Source organism: Phenylobacterium sp. (assembly GCF_031360265.1).
Classification (GTDB): Bacteria; Pseudomonadota; Alphaproteobacteria; order Caulobacterales; family Caulobacteraceae; genus Phenylobacterium.
Genome location: NZ_JANMBF010000019.1, coordinates 1 through 26,323, shown reverse-complemented (window position 1 = coordinate 26,323; position 26,323 = coordinate 1). Strand labels below are relative to the sequence as shown.

21 protein-coding genes are annotated in these 26,323 nt (G+C 68.7%); 9 read left to right on the top strand and 12 right to left on the bottom strand.

What is annotated here, in order from left to right; all coding sequences use genetic code 11:
- From RMN86_RS01465 to RMN86_RS01450, 4 genes are all read left to right on the top strand, one after another.
- Nucleotides 1–1,990, top strand: a 1,990-nt coding sequence (locus tag RMN86_RS01465) for a PAS domain-containing protein (RefSeq protein WP_309604049.1), incomplete at its 5' end; no start/stop codon positions are given.
- A 49-nt stretch (nt 1,991–2,039) separates the two neighbouring features.
- The gene (locus RMN86_RS01460) at nt 2,040–2,444 is read left to right on the top strand and encodes a hypothetical protein (RefSeq protein ID WP_309604048.1); all 405 of its coding nucleotides are present in this window, start codon (nt 2,040–2,042) and stop codon (nt 2,442–2,444) included.
- Nucleotides 2,445–2,590: 146 nt separating this feature from the next.
- Nucleotides 2,591–3,292, top strand: a complete 702-nt coding sequence (locus RMN86_RS01455; RefSeq protein WP_309604047.1) for a TorF family putative porin — start codon at nt 2,591–2,593, stop codon at nt 3,290–3,292.
- 228 nt (nt 3,293–3,520) lie between these two features.
- A complete protein-coding gene (locus RMN86_RS01450; protein WP_309604046.1) occupies nt 3,521–5,455 on the top strand; it encodes a nucleoside-diphosphate sugar epimerase/dehydratase in 1,935 nt (644 codons plus the stop codon).
- Nucleotides 5,456–5,475: 20 nt separating this feature from the next.
- Here the strand turns inward: RMN86_RS01450 and RMN86_RS01445 are convergent, their stop codons facing one another.
- Nucleotides 5,476–7,329 (bottom strand): phosphoenolpyruvate carboxykinase (GTP), encoded by a 1,854-nt coding sequence (locus RMN86_RS01445; RefSeq protein WP_309604045.1) that lies wholly within the window; start codon nt 7,327–7,329, stop codon nt 5,476–5,478.
- A gap of 216 nt (nt 7,330–7,545) precedes the next feature.
- Here RMN86_RS01445 and RMN86_RS01440 point away from each other — a divergent pair, with 216 nt between their 5' ends.
- Nucleotides 7,546–8,562 carry an NAD-dependent epimerase gene (locus RMN86_RS01440; protein WP_309604044.1) on the top strand — a complete coding sequence of 339 codons (1,017 nt, stop codon included), beginning with the start codon at nt 7,546–7,548 and terminating at the stop codon, nt 8,560–8,562.
- On the opposite strand, the gene RMN86_RS01435 is transcribed toward RMN86_RS01440, so the two are convergent.
- The 7 genes from RMN86_RS01435 to RMN86_RS01405 form a co-directional block, all read right to left on the bottom strand.
- Nucleotides 8,552–9,838 (bottom strand): nucleotide sugar dehydrogenase, encoded by a 1,287-nt coding sequence (locus RMN86_RS01435; protein ID WP_309604043.1) that lies wholly within the window; start codon nt 9,836–9,838, stop codon nt 8,552–8,554. The genes RMN86_RS01440 and RMN86_RS01435 overlap by 11 nt on opposite strands.
- Nucleotides 9,839–9,905: 67 nt before the next feature.
- Nucleotides 9,906–10,886: an N-acetyl-D-Glu racemase DgcA gene (dgcA, locus tag RMN86_RS01430; RefSeq protein WP_309604042.1), complete on the bottom strand. Its 981-nt coding sequence runs from the start codon at nt 10,884–10,886 to the stop codon at nt 9,906–9,908.
- 2 nt (nt 10,887–10,888) lie between these two features.
- Nucleotides 10,889–13,504 (bottom strand): polar localization protein TipN, encoded by a 2,616-nt coding sequence (locus RMN86_RS01425; protein WP_309604041.1) that lies wholly within the window; start codon nt 13,502–13,504, stop codon nt 10,889–10,891.
- 60 nt (nt 13,505–13,564) lie between these two features.
- Nucleotides 13,565–14,299, bottom strand: coding sequence for a polysaccharide deacetylase family protein (locus tag RMN86_RS01420; RefSeq protein ID WP_309604040.1), 735 nt, complete (start codon nt 14,297–14,299; stop codon nt 13,565–13,567).
- Nucleotides 14,300–14,430: 131 nt separating this feature from the next.
- Nucleotides 14,431–15,018: a DedA family protein gene (locus tag RMN86_RS01415; protein WP_309604039.1), complete on the bottom strand. Its 588-nt coding sequence runs from the start codon at nt 15,016–15,018 to the stop codon at nt 14,431–14,433.
- Nucleotides 15,019–15,112: 94 nt separating this feature from the next.
- Nucleotides 15,113–15,649: a methylated-DNA--[protein]-cysteine S-methyltransferase gene (locus RMN86_RS01410; protein ID WP_309604038.1), complete on the bottom strand. Its 537-nt coding sequence runs from the start codon at nt 15,647–15,649 to the stop codon at nt 15,113–15,115.
- Complete coding sequence (locus RMN86_RS01405; protein WP_309604037.1) at nt 15,627–17,201, bottom strand: AlkA N-terminal domain-containing protein; 1,575 nt, start codon at nt 17,199–17,201, stop codon at nt 15,627–15,629. The genes RMN86_RS01410 and RMN86_RS01405 overlap by 23 nt, the downstream gene beginning before the upstream one ends.
- A 111-nt stretch (nt 17,202–17,312) precedes the next feature.
- Between RMN86_RS01405 and galE the strand changes: the two genes are divergently transcribed.
- From galE to RMN86_RS01385, 4 genes are all read left to right on the top strand, one after another.
- The gene (gene galE, locus RMN86_RS01400) at nt 17,313–18,365 is read left to right on the top strand and encodes a UDP-glucose 4-epimerase GalE (protein WP_309604036.1); all 1,053 of its coding nucleotides are present in this window, start codon (nt 17,313–17,315) and stop codon (nt 18,363–18,365) included.
- A gap of 108 nt (nt 18,366–18,473) precedes the next feature.
- Complete coding sequence (locus RMN86_RS01395) at nt 18,474–18,836, top strand: hypothetical protein (RefSeq protein ID WP_309604035.1); 363 nt, start codon at nt 18,474–18,476, stop codon at nt 18,834–18,836.
- A 94-nt stretch (nt 18,837–18,930) separates the two neighbouring features.
- Nucleotides 18,931–20,397 (top strand): exopolysaccharide biosynthesis polyprenyl glycosylphosphotransferase, encoded by a 1,467-nt coding sequence (locus RMN86_RS01390; protein WP_309604034.1) that lies wholly within the window; start codon nt 18,931–18,933, stop codon nt 20,395–20,397.
- 48 nt (nt 20,398–20,445) lie between these two features.
- Entirely contained in the window at nt 20,446–21,969 is a 1,524-nt protein-coding gene (locus RMN86_RS01385; protein WP_309604033.1) for a lipopolysaccharide biosynthesis protein, read from the top strand.
- Here the strand turns inward: RMN86_RS01385 and RMN86_RS01380 are convergent.
- The 4 genes from RMN86_RS01380 to RMN86_RS01365 form a co-directional block, all read right to left on the bottom strand.
- Nucleotides 21,966–22,751 (bottom strand): FkbM family methyltransferase, encoded by a 786-nt coding sequence (locus tag RMN86_RS01380; RefSeq protein WP_309604032.1) that lies wholly within the window; start codon nt 22,749–22,751, stop codon nt 21,966–21,968. The genes RMN86_RS01385 and RMN86_RS01380 overlap by 4 nt on opposite strands.
- A gap of 132 nt (nt 22,752–22,883) precedes the next feature.
- A complete protein-coding gene (locus RMN86_RS01375) occupies nt 22,884–23,939 on the bottom strand; it encodes an alpha/beta hydrolase (protein ID WP_309604031.1) in 1,056 nt (351 codons plus the stop codon).
- On the bottom strand, nt 23,936–25,504 hold the full coding sequence (locus tag RMN86_RS01370; protein ID WP_309604030.1) for a hypothetical protein: 1,569 nt from the start codon (nt 25,502–25,504) through the stop codon (nt 23,936–23,938). The genes RMN86_RS01375 and RMN86_RS01370 overlap by 4 nt, the downstream gene beginning before the upstream one ends.
- 175 nt (nt 25,505–25,679) lie before the next feature.
- Nucleotides 25,680–26,323 (bottom strand): right-handed parallel beta-helix repeat-containing protein (locus RMN86_RS01365; RefSeq protein ID WP_309604029.1); only part of this gene is annotated, 644 nt, incomplete at its 5' end.

Sequence of the window (26,323 nt, the reverse complement as noted above, 5' to 3'; positions counted from 1 at the left end):
CGACAAGAGCACGCGGCGGGTCACGGAAAAATACAATCCGCCGCACGTCGCGATCGACAGCCACGACCGGATCGTGCGGTTCTCCGGTCCCGCGATGGGCCAGTATGTCGAGCTGTCGCCGGGCGCGCCCAGCTTCGCCCTCTTCGACATCCTGCGTAAAGCGCTGCGGCCGGCGGTGCGCGCGCTCCTGAAGACGGCCAGAGCCACGCGCGGCGCCGTCCAGCATGAAAACCTGCCCGTTCGCCTGGCGGGCCACCCCCGCCTGATCACCCTGACGGCGGAACCGCTGGAGGACCACGGCGCGGAGGCCGGCTACGTCGTGCTGGTCTTTCAGGATGTCGGCGCGAGCCATCCCGGCGGCGCCCCCCTGAGCGACAAGGACTCCAGCGACGCGGTCAAGGCCCTCGAACAGGAGCTGCGGACGACCCGCGCACAGCTCCAGTCGACCATCGATGACCTGGAAATCGCCAACGAGGAATTGAAATCGTCAAACGAGGAACATCAATCCGTCAACGAGGAACTTCAGTCTTCCAACGAGGAAATGGAGACCTCAAAGGAGGAAATGCAGTCGATCAACGAAGAAATTCAGACGATCAATGCCGAGATGAGCAGCAAGAACGATCAGCTGACCCATGCGAACAGCGATCTGAAAAACCTGCTTGAAAGCACCGAGATCGCCACCCTCTTCCTCGACGGACACTTGCGGGTAAAGAGCTTCACCCCCGGCGTCACCGACATCTTTCATGTCCGCGACACAGACATCGGCAGGCCGATCGCCGAAGTGGTCAATCTTCTCGACTACCCCGATCTGCAGCGCGACGTGCGAACCGTCCTTCGCAAGCTGACCCTGGTGGAGCGGCAGGTCGTGCTGCACGACACCAAGACCACCTTCACCCTGCGTATTCGTCCGTACCGGACGATCGACAATGTCATCGACGGCGTGGTCATGACCTTCGTCGACATGACCGAGCGCCAGGCGGCGCAGGAGACCCTGCGCGCCAGCGAGGCGCGGTTCCGGATGCTCTTTGAGTTCATCGACGAGGGCTTCTGCACCCTCGAAAAGGTCGCCACCGCGCCCGGCGAGCCGAGCGATTTCCGCTACCTCTCCGCCAATACCGGCTTTGCCAAGCAGACCGGGGTCAGCGACGTGGTCGGCAAGACCATTCGCGAAGCGTTCCCGCAAGAGCCGCAGGAATGGTTCGACACCTATGACGCGGTCATGGCGACGGGCGAGCCGATCCGTTTCGAGCGCGAGCTGGCCTCGATGGGGCGGACGCTGGAGCTGTTCGCCTTTCGCTTCGAGGATGAGGCCGTCCTCAAGGTCGGCGTGATCTTTCTCGACGTCAGCCTGCGCAAGCTGCACGCCGAACAACAGGACCTGCTGCTCAAGGAGATGGATCACCGGGTCAAGAACCTGTTCGCCATCGTCGGGGGCATGGTGGCCTTGAGCGCCCGGTCGGCGGCCACGCCCAGGGAAATGGCCGCCGCCGTCCAGGGCCGGCTCGGCGCGCTCGCCGTCGCCCACCAGCTGATCCGGCCGGGGGATTCGGCGGCGCTGGACGCCGGCCGGGAAACCACCTTCGGCGAACTGGTCCGCAAGGTTCTCTCGCCCTATGTCGATCCTGCGGGAACCGGCGACGGCGCGCGCGTCCGGATCGATGGGCCGGACATCGTGGTCGGCGCCGAGGCCGCCACCAACGTCGCGCTGATCGTCCATGAACTGGCCACCAACGCGGCCAAGTACGGCGCCCTCTCCGTCCCCGGCGGTCGCGTCCACGTCTCCTGGGCGGTGGCCAAGGGCCGCCTCGCCTTCGCGTGGGAGGAACAGCACGGACCCCCGATCGCCGGCCCGCCCGAGCGGGAGGGCTTCGGCGGTCTGCTGGCCCGCCGAAGCGTCAGCGGCGGGCTCCGCGGCGACCTGACCTTTCACTGGAATCCGGCCGGGCTGGTCGTCCTTGTTTCGGCGGAGACGGAACGCTTGGCGCTGTGAACGCTTACACCTGTTCGACCTTCCCCCACTGCGCGACGGGGCGTCCTCATTGCTGAACCAAGCCTGCGTCCTCGTGGCCGAGGATCAGCCCTTCATCGCCCTGGACCTGGCGCTCGCCGTGGAGGACGCCGGCGGCAAGGTCGTCGGCCCGGCGGCGAGTTGCGAGGAGGCCCTGGCCTTCCTGGCGACCGGCACGGTGGCCGCCGCGATCCTGGACGTGAATCTGCTGGATGGGGACTCTTCGCCCCTGGTGGAGGTCCTGGTGGGCCTCGGCCTGCCCTTCATCGTCCACACGGCGGTGGACCTGCCCCAGGCCATGGCGGCGCGCTTTTCCGGCCTGGTCGTCCAGATCAAGCCCTGCCCCGCGGCGGTCCTGGTCGCGCGACTCGGGCGGCTGATCGCCGACCACGGATCGCCGCCGACGGCGCCTGATCGCACGGCGCCGGTTCCGTAGGGCGCCTGAATTTTAATCACTCTCGGCAACCCGCGGCCGGGAGCGGCCCCGCCCGTTGATCTGGGCGGCCCGGCCGCAACGATAGCCTCGCACGGTCGGATCCGGTGAACCCGGACAGCGCAGGCCGCGATCAAGGGGATATACCAATGAAAGCTCTGAAACTCACGCTGGTCGCCGCGGCGGCGATGCTGGCGATGACCGGCGCGGCTCGCGCCGAGGACGTCAAGCCGCTGGCCATCGTCTTCAACGTCGGCGCCAACAACGACTATGAATTTCGCGGGGTCAGCCAGACCAACAACCACGCCTCGATCTTCGGCGGCGCGGACGCGACCATCGAGGGGATCGGCTACGCGGGGATCTGGCTTTCCAACGTCGACTTCCTGAATGGCACCAAGATGGAATACGACATCTACGGCGGCATCAAGCCGGTCGTGGGACCGGTCACCCTCGACCTGGGCTTCGTCCGCTATGGCTACACCAACAAGCCGGCGGGGCCCGACGAGGACTATACCGAATGGAAGGTCGCCGGCTCGATTCCCGCCGGTCCCGCGACCCTCGGCGTCGCGGTCTTCTACTCACCGCAGTTCTTCGGCGAGACCGGCAAGGCCACCTACTACGAGGTCAACGCCGCCATGCCGATCGGCAAGACCGCGTTCTCGGTCAGCGGTGCGCTGGGCCGCCAGGAAGTGGTCGGGCCGCTCGACTACACCACCTGGAACCTCGGCCTCGGCTATGCCCTCAACAGCCACATCGGCTTTGACCTGCGCTACTGGGACACCGACCAGCACGGCTTTGGAAACATCTACAAGAGCAAGATCGTCCTGGGCGTGAAAGCCACATTCCCCTGATTTCACAGCCCCGCCGTGGAGGCCGCCGCCCTGCGGGGCGCGGCTTTTCCATTGCGTCCTGGCCCGTCGCTACCTAAGGTTCCGACGCTTCGTGGTCGCGCAGAACGGCTCGCGCGGTGCAACAGCTTCGACGGCGCCCGTGGCGTAGCGTCGGTTTCGGTAGACGCTCGCACCCCCAGGGCTATGTTGACGATTCGCAGAGTTGACGGAGCGCGACGCATGGAGCGGATGGCCTTTCGGGCCCGGACCATCGCCGCGGATGTGATCCTGGCCGCCGTGGCCTTCACCCTCGCCTTTCTGGTATCGCCGCCGGCCGGAATTGCCGGCCTGGGCGCCTGGAGCGACGTGTCGCTCAGCCTGCCGCAGCTCGTGGTCCTCTACGCCAGCGTGGCCGGCGGGTTCACCATGCTGTTCCGCCGGGAGCTCTCGCCCTGGCGCTACGCCTCGATTCCGGACGCCCTGGTGCTGGCCCGGATCGCGGTGCTGACGGTGGGTGTGTTCCTGCTCTGGGTGTTCGTCATCGACCGCGCCCAGGGCCTGCCCCGCTCGACCCTGTTCCTCGCCCCGCTGTTCCAGATGGTCGGCTCGATGGGGGTGCGGATCCTGCGCCGCGCCCTGCACGAACACGCCCTCGACAGCTTCTCGCCGCTCAAGACCGTCACCGACCGGGTCACCCAGACGCCCAGCCTGCTGCTGATCGGCCCGCCCGCCATGGCCGACACCTACCTTCGCGACATCGCCCGCAGTCATGACCGCACCTATACCCCCGTGGGAATCGTCGGCACCGACGCCCGCGATGTGGGCCAGCAGGTGCGCGGCGTCTGCATCATCGAGAGCCTCGAAAACCTCGACGAGGCCCTGGCCGACCTGCGTCGCTGGAACCGCTATCCCCGCGCCATCCTGTTCCTGGAGGAGCCGGGGCGGCTGAAGGGCCTCACCGCCGACCAGCTTGGCCGCCTGAAGAGCGACGGGATCCGCCTGCTGCGCCTGCCGTCGATTGTTGAGCTCGCGCAGCATGATGGGGTGATCCTCCTGCCGATGCGCGACATCAATATCGAGGAACTCCTCGCCCGCGAGCCGATCGAGCTTGACCGGGTGGCGATCGGCAACCTGATCCGCGGGCGCCGCGTGCTGGTCACCGGCGCCGGGGGCTCCATCGGGGCGGAGCTGTGCCGCCAGGTCGCCGCCTTCCACTGCGCCCACCTGACCCTGCTGGACTTCTCCGAGACCTCGCTGTTCGAGATCGAGCGCGAGATGGCCGAGATCTTCCCGAATGTCCCGCGCCGGGCGGTGCTGTGCGACGTGCGCAACGCCGACCGCGTCACCCGCGCCTTCAAGTCCCAGCGCCCGGACCTGGTGTTCCACGCCGCCGCGCTGAAACATGTCTCGATGGTCGAGCAGCACCCTTGCGAGGGCGTGCTGACCAACGTTGTCGGCACCTGGAACGTCGCCGAGGCGTCAAAGGCCAGCGGGGCCGGCCAGATGGTGCTGATCTCCACCGACAAGGCGGTCGATCCGACCAATGTGATGGGCGCGACAAAGCGCCTGGCCGAGAGCGTCATCCAGGCCCAGCAGACCAAGGGCCAGGGCGCGCGCTTCTCCGCCGTGCGGTTCGGCAACGTCCTGGGCTCCGCCGGGTCGGTGGTGCCGATCTTCAAGTCGCAGATCGAGCGCGGCGGCCCGGTCACCGTGACCCACCCGGACATGGAACGCTTCTTCATGACCATTCCGGAGGCCAGCCAGCTGGTGCTGCACGCCACCGCCACCTGCGCCGAAGGCGAGGGTCACGACGCGCGCCTGTTCCTGCTGGAGATGGGCGAGCCGGTGCGGATCATGGACCTCGCCCACCAGATGATCGCGCTGTCGGGGCGCACGCCCGGCAAGCAGATCGAGATCGAGATCACCGGCCTGCGCCCCGGCGAAAAACTCACCGAGGCCCTGCTCGACGAGACCGAGCGCTCGCTGCCCTGCGCCCACAAGGTCCTCGAAGTCGTCTCCAACGCCGCCGTGCCGGTCAATGCCGCGCAACTCGCCGAGCTTCAGGCGATGGCCGAGCGCGACGACGTCGATGCGGTCCGTCGCACCCTGTTCGGCCTGGTCGCCCAGATCCGCGGCGAACGCGCCGGCGCCGCGCCGAATTTGCGCATCGTCGCAAACGGCTGACCCGCGACAGCGACGTGGACCTACTCCGCGGCGACCATCGCCGAGGTGCGGGCCGGCTCGCCCAGGCGCTCGATCAGGCTCTGCAGCTCGGCCCATAGCGCGGGCGGCAGGCGCTCGCCGAAGCGTTCGTAGAAGGCCGGCACCAGGGCCGCTTCCTTCCGCCAGATGTCGGCATCGACCGTCAGCAGCAGGTCGAGCTGGTCCTGCGTCAGGCCAAGGCCCGCGACATCCAGGCTCCCCGGCGCCGGCAGCCGCCCGATCGGCGTCTCCACCGCCTCGGCGCGGCCTTCCAGACGCTCGACGATCCATTTCAGGACGCGGCTGTTCTCGCCATAGCCCGGCCAGACGAACGCGCCGCGCTCATCCTTGCGGAACCAGTTGACGAAATAGATCCGCGGCAGCTTGGCCGGATCGGCCTTGGCGCCCATCGCCAGCCAGTGGGCGAAATAATCACCCATGTTGTAGCCGCAGAAGGGCAGCATCGCGAACGGATCGCGGCGCAGCTCGCCGATGGCGTTCTCCGCCGCCGCCGTGCCCTCGGAGGCCACGTTGGAGGCCATGAACACCCCATGCGCCCAGTCGCGGGCCTCGTTGACCAGCGGCACGGCGCTCGCGCGGCGGCCGCCGAACAGGATGGCCGAGATCGGCACGCCGGCGGGATCTTCCCACTCGGGCGCGATCACCGGGGTCTGCGAGGCCGGCACGGTGAACCGCGCGTTGGGGTGGGCGGCAGGCTCGGCGCTCGCCGGGGTCCAGTCGCGGCCGCGCCAGTCGATCAGATGCGCCGGAACCTCATCGGTCAGGCCTTCCCACCACACGTCGCCGTCGTCGGTCAGGGCGACGTTGGTGAAGATGCAGTTGGCGTGCAGGGCGGCGATCGCGTTGGCGTTGGTGCTCTCGCCGGTGCCCGGGGCGACGCCGAAGAATCCCGCCTCCGGGTTCACGGCATAGAGCCGGCCGTCCTCGCCGAAGCGCATCCAGCAGATGTCGTCGCCGATGGTCTCGGCCTTCCAGCCGGGGAGCGTCGGCTCCAGCATGGCCATGTTGGTCTTGCCGCAGGCGCTGGGGAAGGCCGCCGAGAGGAACCGCACCTCGCCTTGCGGCGACGTCAGCTTCAGGATCAGCATGTGCTCGGCGAACCAGCCCTCGTCGCGGGCCATCACCGAGGCGATGCGCAGCGCGAAGCACTTCTTGCCCAGCAGCGCGTTGCCGCCATAGCCGGAGCCATAGGACCAGATCTCCCGCGTCTCCGGGAAGTGGACGATGTATTTGATCTCGTTGCAGGGCCAGGCGACGTCGGCCTGGCCGTCCGCCAGCGGCGCGCCGACCGAATGCACGGCCGGCACAAAAAAGCCGTCCTCGCCGAGCTGGTCGAGGGCGGCCTGGCCCATCCGCGTCATGATCTTCATGGAGACGGCTACATAGGCCGAATCGGTGATCTCGACCCCGATGGCGCTGATCTGTGAGCCGAGCGGGCCCATGCAGAACGGCGCCACATACATCGTGCGCCCGCGCATGCAGCCCTTGAACAGGTCCTGCAGATCGGCGCGCATCTCGCCGGGCTCAAGCCAGTTGTTGGTCGGCCCGGCGTCCTCGGGGCGTTCCGAGCAGATGAAGGTTCGGCTCTCGACGCGGGCTACGTCGCGCGGATCCGACGCGGCGTAGAAGGAATTCGGCCGCTTCGCGGGATTGAGCCGCTTCAGGGTGCCGGCCGCGACCAGCGCCTCGGTGAGTTCGGTCCACTCGGCCTGCGACCCGTCGCACCAGCGCACCCGATCCGGCTCGGTCAGGGCGGCGATATCGCGAACCCAGGCCAGCAGCTTGGCATGCTTCGTCGGCGCGGGCTCGAGTCCCGGGACGAGACGTTGGTTCATACTGACGCTCCCTGGCTCCGCCCCACCGACCGGAATCAGCGCCCCGGACCGGTCAAAGGTGGACAGTCTCTTAAATGCTCAACGCGTACCTGCATACCTCGGGCCAAAAATTCCGGATCCGTCTCGCGTGAAAGCCTCGCCGACGTTCGGTGGGCCCCAGTTTGAAGTTTGGCGCAAGCAGTGGCACAGCGGGGGTCATAGGCTTCGGGAGACAGCATGGCGATCTTGGTCACGGGCTCGGCCGGATTCATCGGCTTCCACCTTGCCCAGCGCCTGCTGGAGCGCGGCGACGAGGTCGTCGGCCTCGACGATCTCAACGCCTACTACGATCCGGCGCTGAAGGCCGCGCGGCTGGCCATCCTGGAGGCGCGCCCGGGCTATCGCCATGCCCGCCTCGACCTGGCCGATCGCTCCGGCGTTGCGGCGCTGTTCGCGCGGGTGAAGCCCGAGGCCGTGGTCAACCTCGCCGCCCAGGCGGGCGTCCGCTACAGCCTGGAAAACCCCGCGGCCTACGTGGACTCCAACATCGTCGGCTTCCTCAATGTCCTGGAGGGTTGCCGCGCAGTGCAGCCCAGGCATCTGGTCTACGCCTCGACCAGCTCGGTCTATGGCGCCAACGGCAAGCTGCCGTTCAGCGTCCACGACGGGGCCAATCATCCGATCACCCTCTACGCCGCGACCAAGCTCGCCAACGAGGTCATGGCGCACAGCTATTCGCACCTGTTCGGCATCCCCTCGACGGGCTTCCGGTTCTTCACCGTGTACGGGCCATGGGGTCGACCCGACATGGCGCTCTTCAAGTTCACCCAGGCGATCCTCGCGGGCCAGGCCATCGACGTCTATGGCGAGGGCAAGATGCAGCGCGACTTCACCTTCGTGGCCGACATCGTCGATGGCCTGGTCGCCGCCATCGACCGGCCGGCCCGGGCAAACCCGGACTGGGACCCGCTGAACCCCGATCCCGCGACCAGCGGCGTCGCGCCCTGGCGCGTGCTCAACCTGGGCGCCAGCCAGCGGGTCGAGCTGATGCGCTACATCCAGGTGCTGGAGGCGAAACTGGGCCGCAAGGCAAAGCTCAACCTGCTGCCCATGCAGCCCGGCGACGTGGCCCGCACCGAAGCTGACGTGGAGGCGACCAAAGCCGCCCTGGACTACGCCCCGTCCACCCCCATCGAAGTCGGCATCGGCGCCTTCGTCGACTGGTACCTGGACTACTATGGCGTCAAAGCCTGAGGTCGCCCGGCGCCTTCGGCAACACGCTCTTGACGTCGAACAGCACCGCGCCGGCCTTGCCGAAGGCTCGGATCGTGGCTGCGCCCAGGTCCAAGAACTGCTTGTGGGCGACGGCCAGCACGATGGCGTCGTAGGCGCCGGTCTTTGGGTCGGCGATCAGATCGAGGCGGTATTCCTGGCGCGCCTCGCCGGCGTCGATCCACGGGTCCCAGACGTCGACGTTCGCGCCATCCGCCCCCAGCGCCGCGATGATGTCGATCACCCGGGTGTTGCGCAGATCGGGACAGTTTTCCTTGAACGCCAGGCCCATCACCAGCACCCGGGCGCCCTTGGCCGCCACGCCCCGTTCCGCCAGCGCCCGGACCAGCTCGCGCGCCACGTGCCCCCCCATGGCGTCATTGATCCGGCGCCCGGCCAGGATCACCTCGGGGTGATACCCTAGCTGTTCGGCCTTGTGGGTCAGGTAGTAGGGGTCGACCCCGATACAGTGGCCACCCACCAGGCCCGGCCGGAAATTCAGGAAATTCCACTTGGTCCCCGCGGCCGCCAGGACTTCGGAGGTATCGACACCCAGTTTCTGGAATATCATCGAAAACTCGTTGATCAGGGCGATGTTCAAGTCGCGCTGGGTGTTCTCGATCACCTTGGCCGCCTCGGCCACGCGGATCGAACTGGCCAGGTGGGTCCCCGCGGTCACCACGGAGGCGTAGAGCGCGTCGACAAACGCCGCGGCCTGGGGTGTCGAGCCCGCCGTCACCTTGACGATATCGGCCAGCCGGTGGGTCGGATCGCCCGGATTTGCCCGCTCAGGGCTGTAGCCCGCGAAGAAGTCGCGATTGAACGCCAGGCCGGAGACCTTCGCCACCACCGGCACGCAATCCTCTTCCGTCGCGCCCGGATAGACGGTGCTTTCATAGATCACCAGACCGCCCTTGCCGATCGCCGCGCCGACGCTGCGGCTGGCGGCCATCAACGCGCTGAGGTCGGGCCGCTTGTCGGCGTCGATGGGCGTCGGCACGGTGACGATGAACACGTTGCAGGTTGCAAGATCCCGGGGATCGCCGCTGAGCTTCAGTCCCGAGGCGGACGCCAGTTCGGCGGCGGAGACCTCCAGCGTGCGGTCCTCGCCAGCCAGCAGCTCGGCGATCCGCTCCGCCTTGATGTCAAATCCAACCACCTCGTTGTCGGCGGCGAAGGCCACCGCCAGCGGCAGTCCCACATAGCCCAGGCCGATCACCGCGATCTTCGCGGGCGTCTGGGTGAAGGGGTTCAGCATCGCCGTCTCGCGCACAATTAAGACTGGCGCGTCCCTAGCACGGTTTGCCCGGCGACCGGGAAGCGCCCTACCCCCACAGGTCCGGCGAGGGTGGCTCCAGCACCGAGCCGGTGATCACCAGCCCCGGCTCCCGGTCGCGGCGCAGCAGCAGCGGGCCATCGAGATCGACGACCGCTGCGCCCTGAGCGACGATCATCGCCGGCGCCATGGCCAGCGACGTCGCCACCATGCAGCCGACCATCAGGCCCAGCCCCAGCCCGCGCGCCGCGTCGGCCAAGGCCAGCGCCTCGGTCAGGCCGCCGGCCTTGTCGAGCTTGATGTTGATCAACCCATAGCGCCGGGCGCAGGCGGCAAGTTCGTCGCGGGTGTGCAGGCTCTCGTCGGCGCACAGCGGCACGGGACTCGCGTAGCCTTCGAGCGCGCCGTCCTCGGCGGCCGGCAGCGGCTGTTCCACCAGCTTCACCCCAAGCTTGGCGAGGTCGGGCGCCAACCGGCGCAGCGCCTCGAACGTCAGGCCCTCATTGGCGTCGACGATCAGGCGGGCCCGCGGCGCCGCGGCATGCACGGCGACGACGGCGTCCAGGTCATCGGCGCTGGCGATCTTCAGCTTCAGCACCGGCCGGCGCGCATTGGCGCGCGCCGCTTCAGCCATCGCCTCCGCCGGCCCCAGGCTGATGGTGAAACAGGTCTTCAGCGGGTCGAGCCGGGCCCGCCCGGCCAGCACCCAGGCCCTGACCCCCGCGCGCTTGGCCTCCAGGTCCCAGAGCGCGCAGTCGATGGCGTTGCGCGCCGCGCCAGCGGGCGCCAGGGCCTGCAGCGCCGCGCGGTCGGCGCCGGCCTCAATCGCGCCACGCACCCCTTCGATCTGATCCAGGACGCCGGCGATCGTCTCGCCATAGCGGGCATAGGGCACGGCTTCTCCGCGACCGCGATGGGCGCCGTCTGCGATCTCGCAGACCACGACCTCGGCCTCGGTCTTGGAGCCCCGCGAAATGACGAAAGCCGCCGCCAGGGGCCAGCGCTCCGCCCGGGCGGCCAGCGCCAGCACGTCTAAACCAGGTCCCCCGCCGCGGCGTCGAGCAGCAGGTACAGCCGACCGGCGTCATCACCCAGCAGGGTCGCCATCAGAAACCCCTCCGGATCGCGCACGACCGCGTCGTCCACCAGGGTCTGGTAGCGGCGGACATAGATCTGTGTCTGGCGCTTGATCGCCTCGTCGGTGACCAGCCGGCGCGCGATCCGCCGCGTCGCCGCCGGCGCCAGCCGACTGACCACCTGGCGGGCGCCCTCAAGGTCGCCGGTCTGAACCGCCGCGGCGATCTCGTCGATCCGCGCCTTGGGCAAAAGCTTGGCGGGCTCGACGCCCATCCTGGCCAGCTCGGCGCCCAGGATGTCCTGCAACCGCTCGCCCTCGGCGTCGGCCCCGTCGATGGACGCCAGCAGGTCCTTCCAGGTCCAGGTCTCGCCCTCGGGGGCTGGCTCCGGGGCATCGCCGCCTGCGCCGATTGCGCCCTGGCCGCCGGCGGCTTCGAACACCGCCGAGAATTCCGCGTCGGTCGCCGTCGGAGTCAGCTTGAGCCGCGGCCGCAGGCCAGGATCGGCGATGGTCTCGACGGCCAGGGGCGCCGCCGGGGCCACGGCGACCGGCGCGCGGGCGGGCGCCGGCTCCATCAGGTCTTCGAACGCAAGGTCGCCCGCCGCATCGTCCTGTGGCGCCGTGGGAGCCGCGGCGGCGAAGCTGGCGATCTTCTCGCGAGCAAGACCGATCGGACTGGGCCTCGTTTCCTCCGGCGGACGGTCCAGGCGCGGGGGCGACGCGCGCGCGCCACGCGGTCCGGCCGCCGACGCCCCCATCAGCCTGACCGCCTCGCTCAGCATTTCGAAATTCAGCCTTACGCGATCCTGGAACGCCGCGTCGATGGCCTGGGCTTCCTCGGCGGTCCGGCGGGCCTGGGCGGTCAGCTCTTCCATGCCCTTGGAAACGGCGGCCCGGACAAGATCGATCTGGCCCCGCGCGCTCGTCGGCAGCTGCGCGGCGCGCGCCTCGATCTGCGCCAGCATGTCCTGCAACCCGGCCAGCGAGGCCCGCGCCGCCGCGGCGCCCTCCTCCAGCTTACGCGCGGTCGTGGCGCCGGCCTGGTCGACCATCTCCGACGAGGTCTCCACCAGCGCGCGGGCTTCGGAAAGCCTGGCCTCGAACACCTTGTTGGCCTTTTGCCCGGCGGAGAACGCGGCTTCCGAGAGCTGGTCGATCTGTTCGCGCGCCGCGGCGGCGTGGCTGGCGGCCGCGGCGCGGGTCTCCTCAGCGGCGGCCGCCAGGGCCTCGATCGCCGCCCGGGTCTGGGTCTCCATCTCAGCCCGCTGACGAGCCGCGGCCACCGATACGGTCTCCAGCGACTGCAGGGTGGCCTGGCCGAATTCCTCGCGCTCCGCCCGCGCGGTCTCGGCCAGGTCGCGAAACTGCTCGGCGGCGTTGGCCATCAGGTCGCGCAGGCTCTCACCGCCCTTGAGGGCCCGGTCGCTGAGCTCCACCGACGACAACCGCGCCTGGCCGATGAACTCCGAGAGCTGCACCGCATGGGCCTCGGCCTGCTCGGCGAAGCCCGCATGGTCGGTTTTCAGGGCCTGGGTCAGCGTGGCCAACGCCGTGCGCTGACCCGTCAACCCCGCCTCGACGGCGCGCACCTGCTCGGCGACGCCGACGCCTGCGGTCTCCAGGCGCGCGATGTGGCGGGTCAGGTCCTCGCCGGCGGTCCGCGCGGCGCTGCTGGCTTCACCCGCCGCCGCGGCGATGTCGGCGGCGCGACCCGCCAGTGCGACCTCGGCCTCGCGCAGTTGGGTTTCGGCCAGGTCGGTGGCCTCGGCCACCATGCGCGCCTGCTGGGTTATGCTGTCGGAGACCCGCGAGGCCTGGGCGTCGAGGCTCCTGGCCAGCGCGTCCATCTCCGAGCGCTCGCGCCCTAGCGTTGTGGTCAGCTCCCGGGTTGTCCGGATGGAGACGTCGGTGCTTTCCACCAGCCGTTCGCTCTCGACGGCCAGCGCGTCACGCAACGCCAGCAGGGTCTCGCGCGCCGCGTCGGCGGCGTCGCCGGCCCGGACGATCTCCTCGCGAACGCTTTGCACCACATGGCCGGTCCGCGCCGCGGCCGCCAAGGCGGGGGCCAGCATGTCCTCGGCCATGGCCTTGGCCCGGCGCGCCTCGGCGCCCAGCTTCTGGCCCTGCCGCAACATATAGGCGCAGCCGAAGACGAACACCGCCGGCCCCACCGCCAGCATCGCGAACACCGCCATGGCGAAGGCGTCGTCACGCAGCGGCGCCACGCCGCCGCGGTAGCCGATGGCGAAGGCGATCGGGGCCAACGCCCAGAGCACGGCGACCGCCAGGGCGATCAGATAGATCGGCCAGGCGGATGGCGGCCGGAACGCATCGGGCGCGTTCGCGGCTGTGGTCAGCTCGGTCGACGCACCGCGGACGGGCGTGCGCGCGGCCGCGTCCGTGATCGCTGTGCGGCCTGCCGGTGGCTGCAGCTGGCTCGCGGACCAGCTATCGGCGACCAGACCGGTCGCCTCGCCCGACCCGGCGTCCGGCCCAAGACCCGCACCGGGTGACTCAGCGTTCTGCGGGTCGCCAAAATCGGCGGGCTGGGAACGCTTCTTGATGCTCATGCGACAAGGATTACCCGCGATACCGCGCGGCGCAAACAGCTGTGAAGACCGGCGCGGGCTCTACGCCCAGCGATCCTCGACATAGTCGAACACCCGACCCATCGGCGCGCACCACAGCCCCGTGGCCGCCAGGTGGTCGAGAATGCTGCGATGGGTGGCGATGCTGGCGTCGCCGTCGCCATGCCAGCGCGGAAGAACCTCATGAAACACCAGGATCGCCCAGCCCCCCTGGGCGATGGTCTCGTTCAGATAGCGCAGCGCCGGCGCGGGGCTATCGCCGTCATAGGTGGGTTCGAACCCGTGCAGGCGCAGGGGATCGGCGAGCGCCTCGCCCGGCCGGTTCGGTCCGCCGGCCGTCGTCCGCGCCGCCACGACGCCGCTGCGCTGCAACAGGCGGCGATAGCGGCCGAAGCGTTCGCGCCGGTCGCCGTGGCCAAGGCCCAGATAGCCGCAAGGGTAGGCGAAAGTCCGCTCGCCTATCGCTCCGAAGTGGGCGTCGAGATAGCCCTGCATACGGTCCAGTTCGGCGTGCTCGAACCGGCTGGCGGTATAGCCGTTGAGCGCACAGGGGTGGGTCATGGTGTGGTTGGCGACCTCGTGCCCCCTTTGCGCCAGGGCCTGCCAGTCGCCGAGCCGCCAGTGGGCATTCTCCTCGGTGAGAAAGAACGTCCCCTTCAGGCCCAGGCGGTCGAGGTCGGGGACGGCGTTGTCCAGTTGGCTGTTCAGCCCATCGTCATAGGTCAGGCTCACCGCCGCGCGTGCGCCGCCGGGCCACACCCGCGCGCCTTGCGCCATGACCCGGCTGGCGACACCGGCCCCAACACCGGCAACCGCAGCCGCCCCGAGCAGGGTGCGTCTGTTGATTGTGCGCGCGACGGTCATACCATGCCAACGGTCAGGCTTGGGCGATCGTTCCCGCCGGCGCCTCAATCGCCCCGCGGCGGCGTCTTGCCGCGGCGGCGGCGGGCGACCAGATAGCGCACGCCCCAGATCAGCAGCACAGCCAGAACGATCGCGCCGGCCGCGATCAACGTCCAGCGGCCGGCGTGATGGGCGCCGCCGAAGAGATCGTGGACCGCCTCGCCAAACACGAACCCGACCATGGTGAAGGTCGTGGCCCAGATGATCGCGCCGAGGATATTCAGGAGGGTGAAACGCCAGGTCGGCACCTGCGAGACGCCGATGGCGATCGGGCTTGCGATCCTCAGGCCGAAGATGAACCGGAAGGTCAGGGTGTAGCTGATCGGAAACCGCTCGATGAATTTCAGCGCCCGGGCGAAGGCGGCCTGCTGGGTCGCCCGCGCCACCCACCGGTGCGTCCGGAACCGCCGGCCCGCCACGAACAACAGGTGGTCGAGGATCGCCGAACCCGCCGTGGCGCAGCCCAGAGTCAGCCACAGGTTCAGGATCTGCTGGCGCGCCAGCAGACCGCCGACGATCACCGCCGTCTGGCCCTCGAACGCCGCGCCGAGGAAGATCCCGATCGGCCCATACTGTCGCAGAAACTCTTCCATCGCCTCGCCGGTGCGCTTTCGGGAGAGCGCTCATAGCACAGCCAGCGCGAGGGTCAGTCGCCGATCCCTCCAGTCGCGAAAGGGGGCGGTGAAATCAGGCGGCGACCCGGTCCCTGGAGGCGGCGGCCTCCAGGTCCAGCAGCCAGCGCTTGCGGTGCAATCCCCCGCCATATCCGGTCAGCGAGCCATTGGTCCCGATGACCCGGTGGCAGGGCACGACGACGGCGACCGGGTTGGCTCCGTTGGCCAGGCCGACCGCACGCACCGCCGTCGGCCGCCCGATCCGCTGCGCCAGGCGCGCGTAGCTCAGGGTTTCGCCGGCGGGAATCGTGCAGAGCGCGTTCCAGACGCTGAGCTGGAACGGCGTGCCGGACGCCCTCCACGCAACGGCCTCCAGGGCGGCGACCTCGCCGGCGAAATAGGCTTCGAACGCCCCGCGCCAGGGCGACCGGCCTTCCCCGAGCCGGCTGGCCGGATAGTGGCGTCCGATCCAGGCCAGCATGGCCGGCTCGTAGTCCGTCCAGTTGAAGGCGCGCAGCAATCCCGCCTGGTCGGTGACCAGCAGGGCCGTGCCGACCGGCGTCGCCAGCCGGTCGAGGGTCAGGGTGTCAGGCGGCGCGTCGTCGAGCATCGGTCCGGGTCCTCTTGGTTTTGGCCGCCTCTACGGCGGGGGGTTCGACCGCCTTGACGGCGGTGACGGCGTCGGCCGCCCATAGGTGTTGCGCCGCATAGGCGCGCCAGGGCCTCCAGGCCTCGGCGCGAACCAGCAGCTCGGCCGGTGTCGGCCGTAAGCCTGCCGCGTCAGCCATGCTACGAAGCAGGCCGATGTCGGCCTGCGGAAAGGCGTCGGGTTCGCGCAGTTCGCGCAGCGCGATATATTGCGCCGTCCACTCGCCGACCCCGGGCAGCGCCTTCAGGGCGGCGACGGCGCTCTCCAGGCTGGCGCACGGCGTGAAGATGGCCGGGTCGGCCGCGACGGTGCGGGCCAGCGCTTCCAGCGCCGCGCCGCGCGACCTCGGCATGCCCAGCGCCGCGATATCCTTGCCAACCAGCCGATCCGGCGTCGGAAAGGCCCGCGCCAGTCCAAGGGCCGCCGCGGTCGGATCCTCGACCGCCTCGCCATAGGCCGCCACCAGCTTGGCCGCGAGGCCGCGCGCCGCCGTCACGGTGATCTGCTGGCCCAGGATCGCTCGCACGGCCAGCTCGAAACCGTCCCAGGCGCCCGGCGCGCGCAGCCCCGGCCGCGCCGCCACCAGCGGCGCCAGCGCCGGGTCCTGGCTCAGGTGCGAACCGATCAGGCCAGGATCGGCGGTGAGGTCGAAGACCCGGCGAATGCGGGCGATCACCGCCGGCAGGACCCGCACCTTGGGAAAGTGGATCTCCGCCACCAGGAAGTCTCCGGCGCCGGGCGAGACCGTGACCACGCCGCACATCCCTTCGACGACGAGGGTTCGCGCATAGCGCCGGGGCGTCACCTGCTCCACGCCCGGGATCGCCCGCGCCGAGAGAAAATCGATCATCGCGACCCAGTCGTAGGGCGCCCGGTAGGGCAGGCGAACCGTGATCCCGGCGACCTCGGACGGCGCCTCGTCGGCGCGGCTTCGGCGCAGCGTCCCGGGGGGTCGGCTGAACAGCTGCTGAAACGTCTCGTTGAAGCGCCGCACGCTGCCGAAGCCCGAGGCCAGCGCCACCTCGCCCATCGGCAGCAGGGTCTCCTGGATCAGCTGCTTGGCCAGCAGCACCCGACGGGTCTGGGCGACCGCCACCGGTGACGCGCCAAGGTGCTGGCGGAACAGTCGGCGCAGCTGCCGCTCACCGACCCCCAGCCGGGCGGCGAGCCCGTCCACATCGCCGGCATCCATCGCACCGGCCTCGATCAGCGCCAGCGCCCTGGAGACGGTGTTGGACGTGCCGCGCCACGCGCCGAGATCGGGTGAACTCTCCGGGCGACACCTCAGGCAAGGTCGATAGCCGGCCTCCTGACAGGCCGCGGCGCTGGGATAGAAAGTCATGTTCTGCGGCTTGGGCGTGCGCGCCGGGCAGATCGGGCGACAATAGATGCCCGTGGTCTTGACCGCGCCGAAGATGCGGCCGTCGAACCGGGTGTCCCGGGTCAGGAAGGCGCGGCGGCAGGCTTCGAAATCCATATCCATGCCGCCAGAATGGCCGCCCCGCGTCAGCATGTCTCGCGGTTTTCGGACATCGATGAGCTTGACCTCGCGGCGGAACAACGCCCTGGACCGGGCGGCGGCGTCTTAGCTAATTCGACACAATCGAGGTTCAGAATTGGCGGCATGACGCAGACTTCGAAACCCGCCGTGCTGGTCACCGGCGGGGCCGGCTATATCGGCGCCCACACCGCCAAGGCGCTTGCCGAGCGCGGCTTCACGCCGGTCGTCTACGATAGTCTGGTCTCCGGCTTCCGTGAGGCGGTCCAGTGGGGACCGTTCGTCCACGGCGACATCCGCGACCACGTCGCCCTGGCCGAAGCGATCAAGACCCATCGGATAACGGCGGCGATCCATTTCGCCGGATTGATCGAGGTCGGCCGTTCCGTGGCCCGGCCTGACCTGTTCTGGGACGTCAATGTCGGGGGCACGACGACCCTGTTGACGACCCTGCGCGAGCACGGGGTCGGGCGGCTGGTGTTCTCCTCCAGCGCCGCGGTCTACGGACAGGGCGGCCGGGGTCCGCTCGAAACCATCGGCGAGACCGCGGAGAAGGCCCCGGCCAGTCCCTATGGCGACACCAAGCTCGCCGCCGAGTGGCTGATCCAGGCGCAATGCGGGGCCTACGGACTGTCCGCCGTCGCGCTGCGCTATTTCAACGCCGCGGGGGCCGATCCGTCCGGCATGATTGGCGAGAGCCACGAGCCGGAAACCCATCTGATCCCGCTGGCCATGGCCGCCGCCCTGAGCGAGGGGGGTCCGCTGACCGTCTTCGGCAAGGACTTCGACACTCCCGACGGGACCTGCCTGCGTGACTATGTCCACGTCGCCGATCTGGCCGCCGCCCACGTCGCGGCCCTGGAGCTGGAGCTCGCCGATGGCGCCTTCGAGGCAGTGAACCTTGGCGCCGGCGCGGGCAAGTCCGTCCTTGAGGTCATCGATTCCGTCGGCGCAGCGCTGGGCAAAACGGTTCCGTATGTCTCTGGCGCACGCCGGGCAGGCGATCCCGCGAGCCTGGTGGCCAATCCGGCGCGCGCCGCGGCGCTGCTCGGCTGGACGCCGACGCGGTCGTCCCTGGCGCGGATCGTCGAGGACGCCCTGCGCTGGGAGCGCGCGCCGAAGTATGGCGTCGGTCCGCGTGGCGTTTCCGGGCGCCGCGGATCGCCGACGGGGGCTTGAAAAATCAGATGGGCCTGAGGCGTGCCGGGCTGCGGCATGCGCTTTGCCGGCGGCGCCACAGACAGGTCACCGAGTACGCGTAAGGTCCAATCGGGTTGTGGAGTTTTCTTGCTGTTCTGGCTGCTGATCATTGCTGGGGTGATACTGGGCGGACTGCTGGTCGCGCTGTGGCTGGCCATGCGGCGGGCCGAACGGCGCGCGCGGGCGGCGGTGTTTCGGACGCTGGGGGTCGATGACGAGTCCATCGCCATCCTCAGCGCCGGCACACGAGCGATCTCCGAGGACCTCACTGTGCTCCGGTCACCGGCGACCCTGCGCGGCCTGCCAACCCTCGAGCGCGGGCCGGTGACATCGGAGGATCCGCTTGAGCCCGGCTATCGGTCGAACCTCATCGATCTGCCACGCCGGCGCGCGGGGCAGCGGTCGGCCCGCGCCCCGGGGCGGCGCGGCCCCCCGGACAACCCGCACTGAAGCGCCTTGAGGTGGGCGCCGGGGGCCGGGGTTAACCGGTTGCTTAAGCGAAACCCGCCATAGTCGCTGTCGCGTTCCCCAAGGGCTGATCCCGATGCCGTTCGACGCCAGCGCCGACCCCGCCGAGACTCGCGCGCATCGTCGTGGCCCCCTGCGCCCGCGACATCTGGTCAGCGCCCGCTCGCGCCTGGGCGGCGACACCCTCGCGCGCCTGGTCCAGCTCAGCGATCTGCTGCTGATGGCTGGCGTCGTCGGAGTTGCTTGGCTCCGTCAGGGTCCAGCCTCCGGCCTCGTGCTGGCCGCCTCGCTGCTGGTTGCCGCGACCCTGGTCAGCTTCGAGGCCTATCAGTTGAGCGCGCGCGAGCGCCTGCATCGGCACATCTACCGGGTCATCGGCGCGGTCGGCGGATCAGGGCTGATCATGCTGACCTTCGTATCCCTCCGCGCACCCGAAACCAGGGCCCACAATACGGGCCAGATCGTCGACTGGTGCCTGACGATCGCGGGGTTGCTCGCCGCCTCGCACCTGTGTTGGTTCCTGTACGTCCGGCAGCTCAGGACCAGAGGTCTGCTCACGCCCAATCTGTTGATCGTCGGCGCCACGCCGGCGGCGGCCCGACTGATCGACGCGGCGTTGCGCAGCCGCGAGGTGAATATTCTTGGCATCTTCGATGACCGAGGCGCCCGCACGCCGCGTGACATCGCCGGCGTGCCGGTGCTGGGGACCACGGCCAGCGTGACCTCGCACCGTCTCCTGCCCTACGTTGACCGGATCGTGGTGACGGTTCCGGCCAATGCCGCGGGCCGCATCGCCCAGCTTCTCGCCAGCCTGGCCCCGGTCCCCAACGCCATCAGCCTGCTGGTGGAAGGCCGCGACGCGGCCCGCGAACTGGCCGCCCATGAGCGGATTCTCGACATCCCGCTGGCCCACCTTTCAGGCGCCCGGCGCGGCGCCTGGCAGCTGTTCGTCAAGCGATCTCTCGACATCGCGCTCAGCGTTCTGGCGGTGATCGCGCTGATCCCATTGCTGGTGATTCTGGTGATCGCCATCCGGATCGACAGTCCCGGCCCCGCCCTCTTCAAACAGCGCCGCCACGGCTACCTGAACGAGGAGGTGCTGGTCTGGAAGTTCCGCTCCATGCGGGCCGGGGCCGCCGATGCTCACGCCAGTCGTCAGGTCAGCGCCAACGACGACCGGGTCACCCGGGTCGGACGGTTCATCCGCAAGACCAGCCTCGACGAGCTTCCACAGCTCTGGAACGTGATCCGTGGCGAGATGTCCCTGGTGGGGCCCCGGCCCCACGCCATCGGCATGCTGACCGACGGCGCGGAGGCCAGCAAGCTGGTGGAAACCTACGCCCACCGGCACCGGATGAAGCCCGGCCTCACCGGCTGGGCCGCCGTGAACGGTTCGCGCGGGCCGGTCGATACGCCGGAGGCTGTACGCCGCCGCGTGTCGCTGGACCTTGAGTATGTCGAGCGCCAGTCCGTATGGCTGGATATGGCCATCATCCTGCGCACGCTGCCCTGCGTACTTGGGGACGCAGGAACGGTGCGTTAGAGTTGCCATTCGCGGCGGCGTTCACCGCAGGGAATAGAGTCGCCCAAGGTGCCTGATCAGACGGAAGACGGCGCGCCGTCGATGCGGGATTTGCGGGCGCGCCTGGCCACCGGCACAATCTGGATCGCCGCGGCGCGCCTGAGCACCAACCTGCTCGGCCTCACCACCACCCTGGTGCTGGCGCGAATCCTGATTCCGGCGGATTTCGGGCTGGTGGCGTTCGGCACGACGATCCTGTGGGTGGTCGGCTCCGTGACCAACATGTCGCTGTCGCAGGCCCTGATCCAGCACAGGGCTCCGACGCCCGCACATTTCCAGACCGCCTGGACCCTCAACGCCGCGCGCGGTTTCCTCATCGCCCTGTTCCTGTGCCTGGCGGCCAAGCCCGCCGCCCTGATCTCCCACGAGCCGCGTCTGTTCGCCCTGATGTGCGTCCTGGCGCTCGGCCCGATCCTCGACGGATTTCAGAATCCCCGGACGGTCATGCTGGTCCGGGATCTGATCTTCCGGCAGCAGTTCGCCCTGCAGGTCAGCGCCAAGCTGACGGCGCTGGTCGTCTCGATCGTCTTCGCCCTGATTTACAAGACCTATTGGGCCCTGGTCCTGGGCACGCTCGCGGGCCAGGCGGCGGGCCTGGCGATTTCCTACCTGCTCTTCCCGTTCCGGCCGCGCCTGAACCTTGAGCACTACCGGGAGCTGTTCGCCTTTTCCGTGTGGCTGACGCTTGGCGATGTGGTCCTGACGCTGAATCTCAAGTTCGACAGCCTGCTGATCGGCCAGTTCCTGGGTCGTGCGCCGTTGGGGGTCTATGCGGTCGGAGACAATCTGGCGGGTTTGCCGACCAAGGAAGCCATGACCCCGGTCATGTCGACGCTGTTCCCGGCCCTTGCGCATCTGGTTCATGATCGCGGCCGGCTGGGGGCGGCCTATCAGCGCGCCCAGACCTTGGTCGCCGCCGCCGCCCTGCCGGCCGGCATCGGCCTGGGCCTGATCGCCGACCCGCTGATCCGGCTGACCATGGGCGACAAGTGGCTCGGCGCGATCCCGGTGGTTCAGATCCTGACGCTGGTCTATTCGATCATGACCCTGGCGATGCTCGCCCAGTCCATCGCCCTGGCCGCGGGCGAGACCCGGCTGTTGTTCAAGCGCGACCTGCAGGGCTTCCTGATCAGCGCGCCCGTCGTGGGGGTGGGCATGTATTTCGGCGGCCTGATGGGTATCCTCTACGTCAGGATCTTCCTGGCCGGCGTCGGCATCATGCTCAACATGCAGGTGGTCAAGCACATCTCCGGCCTGTCGATCATCGCCCAGCTGTCGGCCAACGCGCGCGCCCTGGTCAGCGTGGTCGCCATGACCCTGGCCGTGCTGGCCGTCGCCCTTGCCGCGCCGATGGGCCACGCGGCGCCGGCTCTGGTGGCGTCGATCGCCCTACGGGTCGCCGTCGGGGTCTTGACCTATCTGGTCAGCACGACGGCGCTGTGGCTGCTGCAAGGACGTCCCGGGGGTCCCGAGGACGAGCTGCTCCGATTCGCCACGCGCCTCTGGGACAGGGCGCGCGCCAACCGCAGCTAGATCGACGCGGCGTCCGAGCCGTAGTCGCGGACGAAGATCAGGTTCTCACCGGAAATCAGCATGTCGAACTCCGGGCCGATGGCCGCCCGGAACGAGCGGCTGGACCTGCGGCCTGGCAGCATCCAGTCGTGGGGCTCGATGAAGATCGCCGGGGCCTGGGCGATCCAGTCGGTCGCCTCGGAGAACAGGTCGTCCTCGAAGCCTTCGATATCGATCTTGACCAGAAGGAGGCGCCCGTTCTCTACCCGGTTCAGCAACTCCGCCACGGTGGTGATCGGCACGTCGCCGCCGCGCACGGTCTGGACGCCCCAGGAGGCGTCGGCGGCCACCAGGCTGACCGACCCCGGCCTGGCGACGATGGCGGCCTCGACGATCTCGACGTTCCGCCCGCGCGTATTCAGCCGCAACACCTGCAGATTGGCGGGGTCGGGCTCGACGGCCAGGATGCGCGCGGCGGGAAACTGTTGGGAAAACCAGATGCAGGCGGTCCCGATATTGGCGCCGGCATCGATGATCACCGGCGTCTGTCCCTGCGCCAGAGCCTCGTCATAGATGCGCCGGACGGTGGCGTACTGCGGGAACTTGGCGAGGTCGTATTCGCGCGCGCCAAGCGTGTCCCAGAAGGTTTTCAGATCGCTGTCCGCCGGACGGAAGAAGATCTCCCCGAACCGCGATTTCGCCCGGGTCAGCCCCGGGGACACCCTGCGTTGCGTGACGAGATAGGAAAGGCCCAGCGCCTTCACATAGAGCCTCTCACGTTTCAACCGAGCGGCTATGCCCATGGTGTGGCCCTTTCGTCGTGCTGGGGAAGCCGGTCGCGCCCGCGCGCGGCCGAGACTCTTTTCAGGATCGCCCGTCGAGGCATAGCCAGAAAGTCTGTTTGTTCGGTTGACAGCGCGCGAGGCGACATCGCCTCACGGGCGTTTAGGGCCGGAAATTGCCTCATCGCGCGCCGTCGGGTCGCGGCGGGCGACCGGCGAACCAGCTGCGGCGACGACGTCGTGGAGCGCGGCGACGATCGCGTCCGGTCGATCGATCATCATCAGGTGCGAGGACTTCACCAGCCGCTGCTGACCCGGGCGGAACCTGGCCGCGAGGTCCTGATGAAACGCCTGCCAGACCTGCCCCCCAGGATCGTCCGCCCCGGCGGGCAGACCCGTGGGCGTGGCGGTCAGGATGATCACCGGCAGGGTCTTCAGGAGATCGCCCACCCGATCGACCTCATCGGACGTGGCGGCGAACAGGGTCTCGATCTCCGAGACCTGCGTGCGCCAGGTCTGAGACCGCAGCCCGATGGCCCGGTCGTGGGCGCCGGCGGTGCGGGGCACACAGGCGTCGCGCGCCGCATCGACGCCTGGTCGGGCCTCCATGGCCTGGGCGCAGGCCGTGACCCGCTGGCGAATGCCCTCCACACTGCCGGCTCCCTGGCCGAGGATCGCGGCGAACCGACGATCCTGGTGTTCCACCGACGGGTCGACCAGCACCATTCCGACCACATCCTTCCGCCGCCGGGCCGCGAGCAGGCGAACGTAGAGCCCCCCGCTGGAGTGTCCCACGAGGACCAGCGGCCCCCTTACGCCCGCCAAGCGCAACCCGCGATCAAGGTCTCTGGCGATCGCCGCGCCGTCGCGCGGCAGGGGTCCCGGATCGCTGAAGCCGTAGCCGGCTCGGTCGTAGGCGCAGACCCGGTTGGTTGTCGCCACCAGGGGTTGGACCTTCCACCAGGCCGCGGCGTTGGCGCCGAAACCGGATTCCAGGATCACGGTCGGGTGTCCATGACCGATGCACCGGAAATTGAGCTTTCGGTCTGCGGACAGGGCCACGGGCTGCCCCGGCCGATCATAGGCCATCGCCAGGCGCGCTGAAGCCGCCGCCGCGGCGACCGGCATCGGCCCAAGGACCACCCCGCCAACTGTCGCTCCGACCAGGGCGGCGAACCAGGCCGGCCGGCGGCGCCCGGATAGGGTCATCGTATGCGGACCAGCGTAAACCGCCCCTGCCGGGCGGCGATCTCGGCTGTCGCCGGCAGCGGGCGGCCCAGCAGATCTGCGTCGCAGATCAGGGAATAGTCGAAACGCTTCTGGGCGACCACCGCGTCCAGGGTGCGGTTGTAGTAGTCGACCGCCGCCTTGCCGATGAACGGCTTGTGGTCTGGAAGATCGCTGAGCGCAAAGGCCAGGCGCCCCTTCAGCCGGATGGGTTGAGCGGTTGGGATGGCGAAAAGGGCGGCGGCCTGGCCGTACATCGAGATCAGCATCGGCCCATACATCTCGCACCGCCGCTGCTGTCCCAGGCGCGGCTGCAGCGACACATTGATGAAGTTCACCACCCGGTGCGGCGGAATTTGCGACGCCACGGCGCGGTAGTCGCGAACATCGGGGGCGTAGCTGCGCCAGTCCAGGCAGATGTATCCGATGCGGCCGACCACCAGCAGCACGATCAGCACCACCGGGATCGCGTCGTATCTGTCGGGGCGAAGACGAAACGACAGCGACCCGACCAGCAGCAGGGCGAAGAACAGCGGCATGCGGTCCGACACATAGCCGACGCCGAACATGGCCGGCGGAACAACGGCGACCAGCGCCGCGCCGATCGAGAGGGCAATCCAGGTTTCCCGCGGCAGGCGCGCGCGTCCACGAAGGCCCAGCCAAGCCACAAGCGCGGCCGTGGCGGTCAGGGTGACCACGTCGAACGCCAGCGTCGGACCCTCGGCGACGCGGACAATCGTCTGCAGGCGATAGGCGGCCAGGTCGATCAGCCGCTGGGCCAGGCTTCCGCGGTTCATCAGATGCTGAATGCTCTGGCCCGCGGTGGTCACGCCGCCCGACGCCTGCGCCGTCGCGCTGATGACGAACAACGCCAGGGGCGCGATCGCCTGGACGGCGAGCGCCAGGAGATGTCGCGCGAAGCTCCAGACCCCTTCGCCCTTGAGAACGAAGAATCCAAGTTCCAGTCCGCCGAGCAGCAAGCCGTAGAGGCCGAACGCCACGCCGTGGGTCAGGAAAATCACCAGGCCAAAGACGATGCCGACGGGCGCCGCGACCGCCAGGCGCCGACGCAGCAACAGCCAGGCCGTCGCGCCCCAGAAGGCTAGCCCCAGGCCCAGAAGAAAATTTGCAAATCCCCAGATAAATATGAAACTATAGAGTAACGGCACAATCAGAACGGCGTTCAGAATGCCGAACTTTCCCGTCAGCGCCCGGTTGAATATCAAAATTCCTATATATTGTATTGAGAATATAACTATAGTGAATATTCGTGGAGAAAATTCCGGTTTCAGCCAGAGCGATATCTGTGATCCGAGGACATCAAGGCCGATATTTGGGAGAAGCGACCAATGACTCTCGTAGCTATCCCTGAGGAAGGAGAGTTGGGAGAGCTTGGCCAGGACGAAATATCGGTTCAGGTGATCGTAGAAATCGATCGTCGGAAGCACCGGGGCCGTCAGGATGGGCAGGCAGGCGACCGCAAAAATCGCCGCCAGCAGCGCCGCGGTCATGCCAGCGCCTGCCAGCGTCGCGTGACGGGCGGACACGGAGGGATTCACAGCCTCACGAACCAAGCGCAAACTCCAGAGCGAACGGCGATGATCGGGTGGCGAATGACCCTCAGGCGGGAGAGTCTAGCAAGGACCCGCGCCCGGTAGATCGAGTTCCGGTCCGCGCCGACCTCGCGGGGGATCTCATCTCAGCCGATCGCCTTGCGGGCCGTCAGAACCAGCTGCTGGTGCTCGACCACAGCGACCAGATGATCGGATCCAGGACCACCGCGGGCACAACGACCGCCGCGACAGGCACATCGGGGTGCAGCCAGTGATCGAGCGTCAGGACGTCGCCGACCGGCTGCAGGTCGAGGGTCGCGTTATCGTGGTTGTTGAGGCCGACGTTGTCTTTCGCGAGATTGAAACTTGTCGCATGGTTGTTGTCCAGGACGCCGTTGGTGATCTTGGACATGTAGATCCACGAGGTCATGTCCTTGTAGCCCTGGACGAGGTTGCCCTCGATCGTCACGTTGGACGCGTCGGCGACATAGATGCCGTTGTACATGCCGCCCACCACCGCATTGCCGGTGATCGTCACGTTCTTGTATTCCAGCATCTTCTCATTGCCCATGAAGATACCCTGCATGACGCCGCCGGCGCCGCGGGTGATGATGTTGTCGGTCACGACGATGTCATGCACCGGCTCAGTGGTTCCGGTCGTCCAGAACTGGATGGCGTCGGGGTGGTCGCCCGCCTTGGGCGCGAAGTCGGTGAAGGTGTTGCCGGTGATGGTGATGTTCGAGGTCCCGCCCCCGTGCATCCCGTCGGACTGGATGTTGTGCAGCTTGTTGCCAGACAACATCACCGTGTCGC

Coding starts and splice junctions, on each gene's coding strand:
- RMN86_RS01455 (WP_309604047.1), top strand. CDS start 2,591: ATGAAAGCTCTGAAACTCACGCTGGTCGCCGCGGCGGCGATGCTGGCG.
- RMN86_RS01450 (WP_309604046.1), top strand. CDS start 3,521: ATGGCCTTTCGGGCCCGGACCATCGCCGCGGATGTGATCCTGGCCGCC.
- RMN86_RS01445 (WP_309604045.1), bottom strand. CDS start 7,329: ATGAACCAACGTCTCGTCCCGGGACTCGAGCCCGCGCCGACGAAGCAT.
- RMN86_RS01440 (WP_309604044.1), top strand. CDS start 7,546: ATGGCGATCTTGGTCACGGGCTCGGCCGGATTCATCGGCTTCCACCTT.
- RMN86_RS01435 (WP_309604043.1), bottom strand. CDS start 9,838: ATGCTGAACCCCTTCACCCAGACGCCCGCGAAGATCGCGGTGATCGGC.
- RMN86_RS01425 (WP_309604041.1), bottom strand. CDS start 13,504: ATGAGCATCAAGAAGCGTTCCCAGCCCGCCGATTTTGGCGACCCGCAG.
- RMN86_RS01420 (WP_309604040.1), bottom strand. CDS start 14,299: ATGGCGCAAGGCGCGCGGGTGTGGCCCGGCGGCGCACGCGCGGCGGTG.
- RMN86_RS01415 (WP_309604039.1), bottom strand. CDS start 15,018: ATGGAAGAGTTTCTGCGACAGTATGGGCCGATCGGGATCTTCCTCGGC.
- RMN86_RS01410 (WP_309604038.1), bottom strand. CDS start 15,649: ATGCTCGACGACGCGCCGCCTGACACCCTGACCCTCGACCGGCTGGCG.
- RMN86_RS01405 (WP_309604037.1), bottom strand. CDS start 17,201: ATGCTGACGCGGGGCGGCCATTCTGGCGGCATGGATATGGATTTCGAA.
- galE (WP_309604036.1), top strand. CDS start 17,313: ATGACGCAGACTTCGAAACCCGCCGTGCTGGTCACCGGCGGGGCCGGC.
- RMN86_RS01390 (WP_309604034.1), top strand. CDS start 18,931: ATGCCGTTCGACGCCAGCGCCGACCCCGCCGAGACTCGCGCGCATCGT.
- RMN86_RS01380 (WP_309604032.1), bottom strand. CDS start 22,751: ATGGGCATAGCCGCTCGGTTGAAACGTGAGAGGCTCTATGTGAAGGCG.
- RMN86_RS01375 (WP_309604031.1), bottom strand. CDS start 23,939: ATGACCCTATCCGGGCGCCGCCGGCCGGCCTGGTTCGCCGCCCTGGTC.